The sequence below is a fragment of the Pseudobutyrivibrio sp. genome (assembly GCF_015057185.1).
In the GTDB taxonomy this organism is placed as follows: domain Bacteria; phylum Bacillota; class Clostridia; order Lachnospirales; family Lachnospiraceae; genus Pseudobutyrivibrio.
In genome coordinates this window covers 23,302-38,897 of sequence record NZ_SVEV01000003.1, presented here as the reverse complement: position 1 = coordinate 38,897, position 15,596 = coordinate 23,302, and the positions used below count along the sequence as shown (strand labels likewise).

Annotated in this window: 10 protein-coding genes; all 10 read right to left on the bottom strand. The window is 41.1% G+C overall.

From position 1 onward, the window contains the following. Positions 1–60: 60 nt before the first annotated feature. The 10 genes from E7276_RS02355 to E7276_RS02310 all read right to left on the bottom strand — a co-directional run bounded on the left by E7276_RS02355 (position 61) and on the right by E7276_RS02310 (position 15,574). Positions 61–1,743, bottom strand: a complete 1,683-nt coding sequence (locus tag E7276_RS02355) for a DUF2142 domain-containing protein (protein WP_294213259.1) — start codon at positions 1,741–1,743, stop codon at positions 61–63. Positions 1,744–1,761: 18 nt separating this feature from the next. Next, positions 1,762–2,802 (bottom strand): nucleotidyltransferase family protein, encoded by a 1,041-nt coding sequence (locus E7276_RS02350; protein WP_294213256.1) that lies wholly within the window; start codon positions 2,800–2,802, stop codon positions 1,762–1,764. Between the two features lie 233 nt (positions 2,803–3,035). Further along, a complete protein-coding gene (locus tag E7276_RS02345; protein WP_294213255.1) occupies positions 3,036–4,199 on the bottom strand; it encodes a LegC family aminotransferase in 1,164 nt (387 codons plus the stop codon). Between the two features lie 234 nt (positions 4,200–4,433). Then, positions 4,434–5,411, bottom strand: a complete 978-nt coding sequence (locus E7276_RS02340) for an NAD-dependent 4,6-dehydratase LegB (protein ID WP_294213253.1) — start codon at positions 5,409–5,411, stop codon at positions 4,434–4,436. Positions 5,412–5,541: 130 nt separating this feature from the next. Then, on the bottom strand, positions 5,542–6,978 hold the full coding sequence (locus E7276_RS02335; protein ID WP_294213252.1) for a capsular polysaccharide export protein, LipB/KpsS family: 1,437 nt from the start codon (positions 6,976–6,978) through the stop codon (positions 5,542–5,544). Between the two features lie 8 nt (positions 6,979–6,986). Further along, a complete protein-coding gene (locus E7276_RS02330) occupies positions 6,987–8,300 on the bottom strand; it encodes an oligosaccharide flippase family protein (protein ID WP_294213250.1) in 1,314 nt (437 codons plus the stop codon). Positions 8,301–8,400: 100 nt separating this feature from the next. Beyond that, a complete protein-coding gene (locus E7276_RS02325; RefSeq protein ID WP_294213248.1) occupies positions 8,401–9,564 on the bottom strand; it encodes a glycosyltransferase family 4 protein in 1,164 nt (387 codons plus the stop codon). A 147-nt stretch (positions 9,565–9,711) separates the two neighbouring features. Beyond that, a complete protein-coding gene (locus E7276_RS02320; RefSeq protein WP_294213245.1) occupies positions 9,712–10,923 on the bottom strand; it encodes a glycosyltransferase in 1,212 nt (403 codons plus the stop codon). 186 nt (positions 10,924–11,109) lie between these two features. After that, positions 11,110–12,486, bottom strand: coding sequence for a sugar transferase (locus E7276_RS02315; protein WP_294213242.1), 1,377 nt, complete (start codon positions 12,484–12,486; stop codon positions 11,110–11,112). 412 nt (positions 12,487–12,898) lie between these two features. Next, the gene (locus E7276_RS02310) at positions 12,899–15,574 is read right to left on the bottom strand and encodes a GH25 family lysozyme (RefSeq protein ID WP_294213240.1); all 2,676 of its coding nucleotides are present in this window, start codon (positions 15,572–15,574) and stop codon (positions 12,899–12,901) included. Between the last annotated feature and the right edge of the window lie 22 nt (positions 15,575–15,596).

Sequence of the window (15,596 nt, the reverse complement as noted above, 5' to 3'; positions counted from 1 at the left end):
TTTATCGTCGTGCAAGGGCACTCCTGATACTTTTTTCATTCTGAAAAAAGCATCATTTTACTAAAAACCTAATGGTATCAATACCTCTGGAACACCCATTCCGTCGCGAAGATGGAAAAGGTAATATGTCAATCCGCACATTGCAAACATAAGGGCAACGTTCTGGATTAAAATCAATGTCATTGCTTTTTTGTTTTCTTTGGCGTCAGTGCCAAGGGCGATGCACATGCACATGTAAACTGGAATCAGATATCTGTATGAAATCTGGATTCGCTGGCTGCCTTCAGCTGGTGTGAATCGAACCAAGCATCCTGCAAAGATTGCAAGAACACAGGCTACCAAACCAACTCCGATGACAACGTACTGCCATTTTTTCAGTCTCTTGCCCTTGTTGATGAAGAGGCCAACAATAAGAACTGCAAGCATTACCAAGATGCAGCCGATAGGTACTACGGCATTTAAGCTGGTGTGACCAAGCTCACTACCAACAACGTGCTTGACGTTGTACCAGAAGTCTACCTTGATTCCTTCCCATGCGAACTTGAAGGTATCAAGAGGATTCTCAAGGAAGGTCGCCCAAGTGTAGGCCTCTCTTGTGGCATCCTGCTCGATAGTTGCGTGGTTCCAAGAAAGAACGAACTGGTCATAAAGCATGTAGGAATATTTTGGCCAAAGCTTTTTGATAACTAATGCTGCACCGGCGATAAATGCACCGCCAAGTACATACTCGTACCATTTTTTGCTAAGGCACACATCAGTCCACCATTTTTTAACAGGGATGGCGAAGAACCATACTGCAAAAAGTGTGTATACCATTTTGTTAGGAATCAAAAATACAACTGCTATGGCAATCAAATAAACATACCAAGCGTGCAGTTTCACGTGCTCCTGACTGAAATACAAACACATTGTAAGTAAAATCAGCGAGAATAAAATACTCATATTGTCATATGAATATGAGGCGTGAAGCTGCAAAATCATTGGAAACAGTGAGAATGTCAAAAGCTGCAGCTTGCCAACAGGAAGGAGCTTGATGCAAATCCATCCTGCCAAAATCAGAGTCAATGAATTCATGAAACGGCCCATGAATAAAACGCCGGAAAATCCAAATCCAAGGAATCTAGCAATTGCGATTCCAAGACCGGAAAGTAAATAACGTCTAGCCTGGGTAGGCTTTACGTAACATGGAACCAGTTCCTTCATTTCTTCGTCGGTGTGGAACCAGTTGCCATCTGCGATAATCTGATATTGATAAGGGAATGTCACATCAACATAAGGTAGCTTGTAATAGTCCTCGGCGCGCATCATTGAATATGTGGTGCCCTCGTACCAATTACCATATCGTTCTGGCTCAGTGTCAAAATCGTGATCCTTTATTCCAAGGTAAATATTGGAACAGTGGTATGCGCTGTAGAAATGATGAACTTCGTCAGCTCCTGAAATAGGTGGCATAACAAGCTGCATACAAATGCTCCAGCCCAAAGTCAAAATAACGTAAACTCTAGAATAGTTCCACTCTTTTTCCAAAACTAGAAATCTAGCAAGGTAAACAGTGGTGGCAATCATAATTAAAAGAATGATTGCAAAATAGCTATTGTAGAACTTACTCTTGGTGGAATCAAAACAATTCAACGCGAAATAAATGATAGAAAAAATGATTCCAATGGCTGCTATACCTATTGTTCCAAGCTTAAATGCTTTTTCTTTATTCATTGGGTAAAAAAAGCTCTTTAATTTTTCCAAGTAACATTCCTCTCTTTACTATTTTCCTCTTAGACGGTTCTCCATTTTGCCAAGCTCATCAAGCTGGCCCATATCCATCCAAGTATTCTCGTTGATTGGGTAAACGCCAACCTTTTTGCCGTCGTCCTTGAGTCTATTAATAATGTCTGGGAATCCTACGAATTCGCCATCCTTGATATAGTCAATAACCTCAGGCTCTACGATGTAGATACCTGTATTTGTAAAGAAGCTGAATTCTGGCTTCTCCTTCATGTCGGTGATGTTACCGTGCTCGCCAAATTCTACTACTCCATATGCCACCTGGAAATTTCTGAGGGAGCAAACCATTGTAATCATGTTGCCTTCAGCCTTGTGGTGAGCGAAAATTTTAGAATAGTCTTCCTCAATAAGGATGTCGCAGTTTGTAAGGATGAATGTCTCGTTAACAAGTCCTCTTATAAGAGCAAGACCGCCACCTGTACCAAGTGGAGTATCCTCGTCCACGAACTCAACAGTATAAGGCTTCTCAATCTCGCCGTAGTAAGCCTTAATCATGTTTTTCTTATGGTTTACAATCATAATCATCCTGTTGATGCCATAATCTGCAAAGCTATCCATAATAAGCTCGGAAATTGGCTTCTCACCAACTGGAATAAGTGGCTTTGGAAGCACTCTAGTATATGGATAAAGGCGAGTGCCCTTGCCGCCAGCCATCATAACAACTGGACAAGAAAGCTCGCTCTGTTTTGTCAAATTGTTTTCACTCCAGAAAATAGTATCAATCACATGACCATTATCATCCACAATAGGAAGTCCCTGGATATTATGGCGGCGCAAAAAATCTCTGGCGTCGTCACGCTCATCATCCTTCAAGCTACGTGGCTTGTAATTTGCAATTTTGCTGACAGGCTCGTTCAGGTCACCGCCTGACAAAATAAAACGGCGGACGTCACCCTCAGAAAGTGCAGCTAGAAGCACATTTTCCTCATCAACTATAAAAACTGTCTTTCTGCCGCTTGCATCAAATGTACGCATCGCCTGCAAAATACTATCTTCTTCATGAATTAAAACATTTTCCATAAATTTTTTTACTCCGCATAATATTTAACTCATACATATAATAGTACCGCTTACACGCTTGCGCTCTTGCCGCACTACTCACGTTACGTAAGATGCTGCTTCGCACCATCTAAGTAACGAGTGTGCTCTACGGTAAGCTTGCACTATTATATGTCTTCGTTAAATTCTATGCTCATCTAAAGATTTTTGTTTGTGGGCATTTCAATTACTCAGAAACGAGCATTGTTGCCACGTTATTTGAAGTTTCGGATTACGTCGAGGACGCGGTCAACGCCTGCCTCGTCGAGGTTTGTTGAGCATGGTACGTTTACAACGCGGTGCCAGTACCATGGTGCCTTTTCGAGCTCGTAGCAGCGTGCACCCTTGTATGGAACCTGATCAGAGATAAGACCCCAAATTGGACGGGACTGGATGTGGTTTTCCTTGAGCTCTTCGATGAGGCGATCACGACCAGTCTCATCATTTTCAAATACTACTGAGTAGAACCAGTAGTTGCTGCGGATGCCGTCGCGGAAATCCTGAACATGAAGTCCATCCATTTTGTCGATGGCATCCTTGTATCTATGGTAATTTGCTTCTTTTGTCTTGATGAAGTCCTCGAGCTGCTCAAGCTGTGCAAGTCCAAGTGCTGCCTGAAGGTTTGTCATACGGTAATTGAATCCGATTTCATCATGGATGAAATTAGCCTGGTCTGCCTTGGCCTGTGTAGTAAGGTGCTTAGCATGATCAAGTACCTGCTGATTGTTTGAAACAATCATGCCGCCACCACCAGTAGTGATGATTTTGTTGCCGTTGAAGGAATAGCAGCCTAAATCACCGATTGTACCAGCGAACTTTCCAGCATATCTACCCTCTGTGTAGTATGTGCCGAGAGCTTCTGTTGCATCCTCAACTACCTTGATATTGTACTCTCTGGCAATGTCCATGATTGCTTCCATGTCTGCCATATTTCCGAATACGTGAACAACTACCATTGCCTTAATATGGCGACCTGTAGTTCTATCGATAAGATTGCCATTTACGAAATCACACTCTGTCTCGCAGAATTTCTTGAGCTTGACAGGGTCCATGCAAAGGCTATCATCACAGTCCATGAAAATAGGCTCAGCGCCAATGTACTTTGTAGGGTTTACTGCTGCGATAAATGTAAGAGTAGGAACGATAACCGCATCCTCTCTAGTAACACCACAAAGCAATAAGCTCACATGAAGTGCTGAAGTACCGTTTTGTGTGCTGACAGCTGCTGGAGCCTTGACATACTCGGCAATCTTCTTTTCAAAATCTGATACATATGGACCAGCGGTGGAAACCCACTCAGTCTCAACTGCATCTGTAACATACTTCAATTCATTTCCCTTAAGATTTGGCACAGAAAGTGCAATAAATTCATCTGACATTTTTAATTACCTCTTAAACTATAGTCCGTAAATTGTTACAGTCACAAGCATTTGATTCTCTTACGGTGACTAAAACGTCAGCCTTCAGAGAACAAATAGCTTGTTACTTACAATTTACTCATCTAAATATTTAATACTTAATAATAATTTACAAATACCATCCAGATTCATTGATGTGCACGGCGCGGGTAGACCAGCTACCATATATGCATTAATGTGCACGGCACGTGTGGACTAGATGTTGTAAATATCTACCTTGTACTTGTCGAGGTTGCCACGAAGGAATTCGATGGTCTCAGCGAGGCCTTGCTCGAAGGTGTACTGTGGCTTCCAGTCTGTGAGGCGAAGGATTTTCTCGTTGGAACCGAGAAGACGATTTACCTCTGATTTCTCTGGGCGAAGTCTATCCTCGTCGCAGATGATGCGAGCGTTAGGATTAATCTGACGGATGAGCTCTTCTGCAAGCTGTCCGATTGAGATTTCCTTTTGTGTTGCAATATTGATTTCCTGACCGATGGTCTTGTCGCTCTCATACATAGCGATGAAACCATTAGCAGTATCCTTTACATAGTTGAAATCACGTGTTGGTGTAAGTGAACCAAGCTTGATTTCTTCCTTGCCTGCAAGAAGCTGTGTGATGATTGTAGGAATAACCGCACGAGCTGACTGACGTGGACCAAATGTGTTGAATGGGCGCACGATTGTTACAGGCAAATCGAATGAACGATAGAATGACTCAGCAAGTCTATCAGCACCAATTTTAGTAGCTGAGTATGGAGACTGGCCCTGGTATGGGTGCTTCTCGTCGATTGGCACGTACTGAGCTGTACCATAAACCTCTGATGTAGATGTAACAAGTACACGTGTGCCAAGGTCTCTAGCTGCCTGAAGAACATTAAGTGTACCCTTGATATTTGTGTCTACATAAGCGTCTGGGCTATGGTATGAAAATGGGATAGCAATGAGGGCTGCAAGGTGGAATACTGCATCCACGCCCTTCATAGACTCTCTAACACCATTAGGATCACGAACATCACCTGCAAATACCTCTACATGGTCCATGATTTCCTTTGGAAGTGTGTCGAGCCATCCCCAATTATTAAATGAATTGTAGTAAACAAATGCTCTTACTTCATATCCTTTTTTTACAAGTTCCTCAACTAAGTGAGATCCGATAAAACCATCAGATCCTGTTACCAAAACTTTACTCATGTTTTTACTCCTTTAGACAAAACCTACGTTAACAATCAATTGATTCTCTTTCACTCACTAACACGTTCGTTCCAGAGAACAAATAATTGTTAACTGGTTTTGCTTTCTATAATTCTATTAAACTAATAAATTACATAATTGGCTTTTGCTCTTTAAAATAATCGTACATTGATTTTGCTAACAGACGGCAGTTGTCGTCGGTTAGGCGGGCGTCGCTCATGGCGTAGGTGTTGCCTGGGCGGGCGCAAGACATATATGCTGCCAAGTATTTAACTATTTCTTCACGCTCTGGCTTTTTCCAATTTGCCATTGCGCTCTCATAATTTCCGAAAATGTCATCTATTCTCATGACACCTGGTGCATTCTCATAGAGAATGTCTCCGCCCATGATAACAGGGCGCCGGAGCATCATTGCCTCCTGGCCTGCAGTGCCGGTAAGTGTAGCTACGCATTCACAATGCTCAATGAGCTGGAAGCTATCCTCCCATGGGTCAATCAGCACGATATTTGGATATTCCTTTAAAGCTCTATAAAAGCTATTGTCCCTGCTACCAAGGAATGAATAGTGCTCCTTGCAGTAAATCACAGTATCTGCTGGAAGGGACTTTGCCAAATTATCTAAGAAATAAAGCTGCTTTTCGTATTTCTGGGCACACACGATGGTGGATGCCTCAGGCTGCAAATGAAGTGGGAAATAAACGAACTTCTTTGAAAGGTCAGCCTTGTTGTAATATTTTCTACTAGCCTTGTAGCGGAAGTAGAACTTTATCTGCTCCATCGAGCGCTCGTAAGCCTTGTAGTAAATATATGAGCCCTTGTCCATTGCATGTGGATTGAAATATCTCTGTCGAATCCATAAGAAAGGAAGAGTAAAAAAGCTCATTTTCCATTTAGGCTTGCGTCCCGAAAACTGCATAAATGCAGGCTTGGAATGCTTTTCCTCAAAGCCTGCCAAAAATTCATCCGCTGCCTTTAGCTGCTCTGGAGTGTACTCTCTAGTAGCATAATCCTCGGGCATATCGTAAATCATCTCGAATGGATCATTTAAAATATAGTGATGAGTCAAATCCATTCCCACCGAACGCATAAGCATCAGTGTGTAATAATGGGTGCCTACCTTTTTCCCTACCAAATAAGCTACATAGGTAAACAGTGTGGCAATAACCTCATCATAGTAGAAGTCAACCTTGTAGGTTGTGAAAACGTGCTCCCAGAAAGCAAACAAGCCTGCTGCTGTGTGCACGCAATAATCGTAATTGCGATAAATCAAAAATCTATCTGAGTAAATGTATTTCCACATTGGGGATGCATCATACTTTTTCTCATAGTATGAAAGCTTCTCAAGTGTGAACTCGTCCCAATGCTCATTCATGAAGGCAGAAAGCTCAACCACTGTCACCTGCTTGTCGTTGGCATCAAATTTCTTTCTGATGTACTCTGACTCCTTGCAATCGCAGGTGATAAAAATGGCATTAGCCTCTGGGTCCTGTTCTTTTCTAATTTGTTTATATATTCCTGGCGACAAATCGTCGAATGGACGACGGGCCATGAAGCATAAATTATACATATTTTTTCCTATCTTTTAGAGAAAATTAACTTATATAGTGTAGCACATACCAACATTATAGTAAATAAAGCCAATGCTGCGGCCACATACAGGTTAGGAATAACCATATAGAAAATCACTCCAGGTACCACAATTGCCAGTAGCGGTAACCAGCTAGAGCCAAGTAGCTTTATCATTGAGTAATTGAATCTTCTAGCAAGCTTTATTATCAAAAGCAGTGAATATAGTGCGTAGGAAAGTCCGGTTCCTATAGCAACCATATTTATGCTGTGGTCAACAAATAGTACTAGCGCTGATGAGAAAATTGCATTGAAAATACAAAGGGCAACTGAGTTGGCAATCAGCGATTTGTTAAGCTTTAATACACTGAAAATGTTGCCAAATACCATTGTTGTGGAATAGACTGCCACGCCAATGATAAGGATTTGTGTTGCGGTATTACCATTTGTGTACATTGGCATGAATCTGCCAACGAATATAGGCATGATGTAGAACACAAACACGCAGGCTGCTCCTGAAACGGCAGCTGTGATAGCTGTGAAAAAGCTAGCTTTCTCAAGGAGCTGATTCTCATCGGAATTAGCACCATAAAGATGATTAATTTTGATGTAGAAAACCTGAGAAATGGTCTGTGGCACAAGAACCATTGTGGTAAATCCCATTGTAGGAACTGAGTAGGTACCCAAATCCTTGGTGGTTAAGAAACCTAAAATAACAAATTTATCAACACTTTGAACGATAGTCCAAATCAGGCTGTTTATCAAAAGTGGAAGGCCTGCTATAATCATGCCTTTCATAAAGGTAAAGTCAAAATCAAGTCTAGCTCCCTTTAGAGAATCCTTGTGGAACATGACAATTCCAAGGGCGGCAGAAATAATGGACATACTATATAGACCATAGTATCCAAATGCCCTGAGGCATAAAATGCCAAGTACAAGGGCAATAACTGTTCGAGCCAAGCCGATTCCTGCGGATTTATTATATTTGCCATTCATTCTCACTGTGTAATTTGACATGTCGTCAAAGCTCTTTAGGAGAATCAAGATTGGGCACATGGCATAACCAAATGCATAGTAGCCCTGATATACATCATCTGCAATTTTGCCGTGGTAAAAAATCACTACCCATGCCTCAAACACTACAAATATCAGCAAATATATCATTAGCATAAATGTCATTGCTGAATTTTTAAGACGTTTAGCCTGCTCATAGTCCTTGCGACCTAGAGCCTGAGGGTAATCTCTATTGTATGCATTCAAAACTCCAAACTGCGCATAGTTCATGTATGTCATAGCGATAAGACATGTACTATAAATTCCCATTGGAAAATCTGCCACGATGGATTTTGAATAAACATTAAATATGAATGACATTGCCGAACACGCAACGGTGGACATTGTCACTAGTATAAAATCTGCACTTTTAATTTTGTTTAACAGTGTTGTAAACATCTTCATAAATCTTTAATACTTCTTCCATGAATGTGTCAAAGTTATTGAGCTCTTTGGCACGTCTTCTTGCCCCCTCTGACTTCATCCTATAAATCTCGTCATTGTCCAATAGTTCCACGATGTTATTCACAAATGCTTCCCTATCAATTGGCTTTTTGTCTGTGCCGCAAATTTTGCCGCAGTCGTCATCCACATTCTCGATTAAGCCGCCAACCTTGCTGGCGACAACAGGCTTGCCAAAAGCCATTGCCTCTACGGCTGCCATTCCAAAGCCTTCGAATTTAGAAGGCGCTACCAATACTCGAGTCTGGTTCATATAGACGTAAGGATTATGCTGTAGGCCCACCATTTTGATGTGGTCGCCTAGTCCCATTTTATTGATAAGCTCCAAGGTCTCACTTCCTAAATCTCCGCCGCCAACCATGATGGCTTTGATGTCTGGATGTGTCTTTATAACCTCGGCAACGATTCTAACGAATTCATATGGGTTTTTGTTCTCGGTGAGATAACCTACAAAAAGTAAGTCTGACTTATAAGCAGCCAGCTTTTCTTTTGACATCTCAGTGCCTGGTAAATAACCCTTTTCAAAAATTTTTACTGCATTAAAAGGAGTACCAAGGACGATGGTTTTGCCTTCCATTTTATCCTTGAACCATGCTTTTTCTTCTACCCTTTTGATAGGGATGATAATCTTGGTGAAATTCTTGCATGCTCCGCCATAAATAATGGATTTGGTGCCTATTTTCTGAACCCACTTTGGAATGGAATACAAGTGGGAAATAATAGGAATTGTATCTGTAACCTTTGTGCACATAAGGCTGCACTCGTACTCATAGGCGTGGATAATGTCTGGTTTAACCTCATCGATGGCCTTTTTGATTGCCTCCTCATTGACTTTCTCTACTGCAATGTAGGAAATGTCCTGGTCCAAAAGCTTGGTTTCAATGGAGCCTGTGGCAGTCAAATAGACGCTTTTGATCTCCTCCGGCATAGAATTAATAATGTTTATTGCAACATTTTCCATGCCACTATACTTACTAGATTTAGAAACATGCAAAATAATCATAGTTACTCCTAGTCCGCGTCCCGTTCCAATAAATACTTCTATTACGGTAATTGTTACGACTACAAGCATTTAATTCTCTTACGATGACTGAAACGTCATCTACAGAGAATAAATAGCTTGATGTCTACAATTACCTAATATAGGACTGATAACGGTCCGCTAATCTAAACATTAAACTATATTACCTACTAAGTCTTGCATTACCATTTGATCACATTAATCATTAATTACGTTTTGATAAATATCTTGCATAACATTATCTACGGTTTGGATATCGAAATTTTTCATTATTTCGATATTGGTGTTGCCCATGGTCTCGCGGGCAGTTGGAGAATCTGCCAAGGCTTTTTTTATGGCCTGAACAAGTGTGGACTCACGGTGGGAATCAAATAAGTAACCACCTTTGCCCTCCTCGATTAGGTCTGTGTTGCCACGGATTCTACTGCATACTACAGGAAGTCCTACGGACATTGCCTCCATCAAAGCCACTGGAAGTCCCTCTTGGTGGGATGGGAAAACATAAATGTCACTAGCGGCGAAAACATCAGCAACATCACGTCTAAAGCCAAGCATCATGACATAATCCTCAAGTCCCATTTCCTTGATGGAATGCTCAAGCTCCTGAGCAATTTTTCCACGACCAGCGATTAAGTATTTTAATTTGTACTTTGGTTCAACGCGGTCGTCACCATCTGGGCTATAAAGCATTCCCTGCTTTTTCATAATCGCCAAGGCTTTGAGAACTTCGATGTGATTCTTTCTAGGAATCAATTCACCAACAGATAGTAGGACGTTTGTGTCTGCATCGATTCCAAGCTCTGCTCTAATTTTCTCGCGAGCGCCATCGCTGGCTACAAATTTGTGAGTATCAACTCCAGCTCCTGGAACGTAAGCTACTTTTTTAGCTTTAAACTTTTGTGCGTTAGCATAGTCCTCTTTGTTGATGGTTATCAACAGATCAGTGAATTTACTACAGTACTTTTCCACATTGTAGAACACCAACCAGTTCTTAAGTGGTGCTCCCTTGAAAAAGTGAAAGCCGTGGGCTGCATAAATAACCTTTGTTCCATAAAGCTTTCTTGCTTTTTTGCAGGCCAGTCTACAAATAACTCCACCTATAGGAGACTGGGTGTGGACAATTTCGTATTTATTGTTTTCCACTTCAGTTTTCAATTGTTTATAGGCTGTCCTGAGCTCAGAAATATTAAAAATCTTTCTGAGGCTGGCTGTCTCGATAACTCGGCAGCCAAGGTCATCAAGCAATTTTCTACGATCCTTTAGAGCCTCTGGCGAAAGTGCACTGTCGTCGTCATTCCAACAACAGGCCACATCAACCTCATAGCCTAGGTTCTGCAAAATCTTTATATTATCTACATTAAACTGGGTCACCATATAAGCCGTGTGACCATGCATCAAAGCCTTTTTCATTTTTAAAATATCTCTCCCGGTTGTTACGATAACAAACACTTTATTCTCTTACGATGACTAACACGTCATCTTCAGAGAAAAACTGTTTGTTATCTACAACCTATTTTTAGTGTGATTTAATAATGTTTTATAAATCTACTTTTAGTTTGAATAAATCGCTAGTTTATTAACTTTTATGAATTACGTTTATTTACGTACGTTTGCGTTTACTGCGCCTTCTTCCACACCTTCGGTGGCATCCTTTGTAAAGATAACGCGAAGTGTCATAAGGATAAGCTGGATGTCTAAAAGTACTGAGCATTTCTCGCAGTAGATCATATCAAGCTTGAGCTTGTCGTAGGATGTTGTATTGTATTTTCCGTAAACCTGAGCGTAGCCTGTGAGACCTGCCTTTACGTGGGTACGGAAAGCAAATTCTGGAACATCTTTTACATATTCTGCAATAATCTCTGGTCTCTCTGGACGTGGGCCAACTACGGACATCTCGCCCTTGAGAATGTTGAAGAACTGTGGCAGTTCATCAATTCTAGTTGCGCGAATGAAGTGACCGATAGGTGTGATTCTATCGTCGTTCTCGCTGGCAAGACGAGCCTTGCCGTCCTTTTCTGCATCAGTAATCATTGAACGGAATTTCATAATCTGATATTCTTTTCCACCGATTGTGCAGCGAGTTTGTTTATAAAATACCGGTCCGCCGTCATATTTGTGGATAAGTATAGCTGTCACCAACATAATTGGGGATGAAAGGATGATTCCGATTCCTGAAATCAAAATATCACCCATTCTCTTGATTGCTGATGAAATGCCATCCATTCCTACATTTTTGCAAAGGTACAAAGGTGTATCGAAAAGGTTGACCTCTTCTGAGCCCTTGATGAGAATATCTGAAATCTTTGGAGTGAAATAAACTCGTTTGTCAGTTGCAAAGCAAGCCTTGATAATGTCATTTCTAGTCTCAGCTGGTACATCATTTATAAGGACTGCGTCGTAATTTTCAAGCTCCTTTGTGATTTTATCCAAAGGCTCCTTACAGCTCATTTCACCTGTAATATTGTATTTATCTCCTCGGCGATTCATTTTAACAACAAGGTTGTTCTCATATTCGCCGTAAATATTCAAAATCGAAAATGGTGGGAACACTGCACGATAAAGCTTTGTGCTAATAAATGTTATGGCAAGGACTGCAAATGCCTGCGCAACTGTCAGCACAACGATATATGCAAGAGTTATCCACATTAATACCTTGATTCGGGTCATCAAAATAACAATTATGAACTCCAATATGTTTACAAGGCCCATTGCAATGGCCTGCGACATTGTCAAAATGGAAATTCGTCCACTACCAATATTAAAGCCCTTGAAGGTATTAATCATCAAAATGGTAAGTACTGTGTACAAACCAATCATCAAATAATTTCCTAATCCTAAAAATCTTGTTGGCATAAGCATCTGTAAACGCAAATACCACATAACTGCAAAAAGCGCGGCTAGTACTGCTACTAACACCACGCTGCTCACAAATCTAAAAATCTTTTTTCCTGTTTCTACACTTTTACTATTCATATTAATTTAAGTCCGCAAAATGTTAGGTCAACAAGCATCATGTCTCTTTGTTAGGCCACAAAATGTTACGTCAACAAGCATATACTCTCTTTCGTTCACTAACATGTTCACTTCAGAGAGCATATAGCTTGTTTACTACATTTTGTTCACTATAGATTCCTGTTTTTCCTCAGAAAAACTGGAATCGTAACTACCATGAAAATAGATTTATCTATTTTCATGTCCTGCGAAGCAGGATTCTTGCTGACAATTTCATTGTTTAGTCAGCAAGAAGTCATATTTAGAAACCTACTTGTTAATTACATTTTGCTCATTCTAAATTGTTAAATTATGTATTCGTCCAGAATACTGGGTATAAAATCTTTTTTCTGCCCCTACTTTTAGCAGCAGGGCTAGCCGTAGGTTTTATTGGCTAGAAGTATGATTTGTTGACGTCTACGTTTCCTTTGATGCCAGGGATGGAACCCTTGCTTGAGTACTGCCAAATAGATTTGCGGCCAGTGTATGAGCATGAGGTATTGTACTGGGCCACCCAAATGTAGCATGAGCTTGAAAGACTAGATGTATTAATATAATTTGTCATCCAAGTTTTGTTTGCGTAAACGCCTGCTTTGTATCCGCCAGATTGTACTGTTGAACAGAAAGCATTGATAATTGCTGTACGCTGGGCGTTTGAAAGGCTTCTCTGTCCTCGGACGCTGTCCTCCATATCAATGAAGATTGGAAGTGAACATCCGCCGGCTTTGTTGGCCATCGATACTGCCATTGAAGCCTCTGCAACTGCCTCGGCCTCGTTAAGGGCTGTTGAGTAAACATAAATACCAGTGCTTACTCCGTTGCTCTTTGCACCGCTCATATTCTTGTAGAAATATGAATCCTCGTGCAGCTGTCCATCGTACATTCCACGGTAACCGCATCTAACGATTGCAAATGAAACGGCTGGGCCAGCCTGTGACCAGTCGATGGAACCCTGATGCTTTGAAACATCGATACCAACACCGTTAACAAGAAGCGCGCCGTCAGAGCCGAAGTTGTATTTAACACCTTGGATAACCTGCTCGCCTGTTACATAGTTGCCATTGCCATCGAAGTATTTTGTGCTGCCATCGATTGTCTGCCATCCGTAATATGTATAAGCAGCCTCTTTGTAATAATATGTCTTGCCTTTTTCGTAGTCAGCTGCTGTCGCTTCTGTTTTTCCTTCGCTATCAAGGTAGAGCTGGTTGCCCTTTGAATCCTTGAGCTTTTCAGAAGAACCTGTGCCATAGCCACTTACTGTGTAAGTAACGTTAAGGCTATTATCTGTAGCTCCATCGGAGAAAGTTGCTACGCCTGTAAGCTTGTAATCTCCATCCTTTGAAGCCTTGTATGTACCCTTGCCACCTGACATTGAAACAGCTGTGTCATTTACCTTTACGCTGCTAACATTTGTAGTTGCAGAAATTGTAAATGTACCAGCTGAATAGCTCATATCAAGAGTTGCTTTTTCGGTGGTTGTGGTAGTTACAGGTTTCTTAGTATACTTAAATGTAACTGTAACCGTATCTGGAACTTTTATTGTCTTTTCAGAATTACCTGAAATATCATATCCCTCTATAGTTGGGGCAGTATACGTATGATTTCCGGCTTCTACCGATTCTGTATAATCACCCTTAAGGGTATTTCCATCAACATCCTGATATTTTACTGTAACTGTATATTTTTCAGGCTCATTATTCTTGTATGTAAATGTTACGGTTGTATCACCGCTGACAGTTACCTTTTTCGAAGATTCACCTGTTACTGTGTAGCCATCAACAGCTGGTGCCGAGAATGTCTGCTCTCCAGCCTCTATGTTTTCCTTTGTCTCAGTTTTGATTGTTGAATCTCCTGAGACACATTTTATAGTGACTGTATAAGTTGCTGGCTTTGTCTCTTCCTGTTCTGGCTCGGTCACAGTAGGTGTCTCTTCTGTTGCTGGCTCTTCACCGTCAACTGCAGCAACCTGAACCAGAGATACAGCAACTAACGCATAAGGATTTGTACTACCTGCAACTGCACCGTTATTTCTAACTCGTGTGCGTGATGTGGTAGTTACATTATGTTCTGTTGATGTTTTGCCTCCGCTTTTTACAGTGGCTTTGCTTGAGCTTGCAGTTGTTGTTGGTGCAACTGCGTCGGTTGTTTCTTTGTAGCTTCCGCCATTTTCAACTTTCTTAGAATCTACAAAAGCTACAGTATCAGTAAGTGTTGCCTCTACAGGCACAGCTTCTTCAACCTGTCCATCCTCGGAAGCAACATCCTCTTTTACCTGCTTTTGAATCTCTTCTTGAACTACGAACTCAACTTTGTCTTTTACATTGACAGCAGTCTCCATAGTTTCTGGCTGGTAAGCAGTGGCTCCCTCGTCAGTGCTATTTACAATACAAGCTACATAATCACCAGGCTCAACATCTGTCTCGCTAATGACTCCGTCCTCGTCATCATCAGTGTAAACAGGACCTTCTAACTCATTGAGAGCCAGTGTGTAAGCCTGCAAGGCAGTCTCTTTATCCAAATACAGCTGATAAAGTGGATCAGTTGTAATGTCGCCTGCCTCTGTATCTATTACCTCATTATTTTCATCAGTAATCGTAACATCTACATTTCTGTCCTGAAGGATATCATTAACAGAATATGTTTCATCATATGCCGATGTGTACTCTTTAATCTGCTCATCAATGCTAGTAATTGCATCAACATATGACTGTAGGCTCTCGCCATCCTCTACTGAAATCATTTTAACCTGAAAAAGAACACCTGTAATACATGTATCACTTTCTTCATCCTCACCAGTTGTTGGCTCAGAAATGTAAATCGTGATGTCCTTTTCAATTGATTCGCTAGTTAAAACTACGCTTTTAAATTGAGGAATATAAATATCTCCAGTAGCGGCCTTTTCTTCAACCTCTACAATTTCTAGTTCTGGTTCTTTGTTGTCTGAGAATGCATTATAGGCTGCAAAGCCGCCTGCACCTACTGCTGAGACGCCTACGACGCCGGCGGTAGCGATAGATGCCACACGATGTCCGCTAACAAAGAATTTAATATTCTCCCAAAATCCTTTCATTGGCTATTCTCCCTAAAACCAA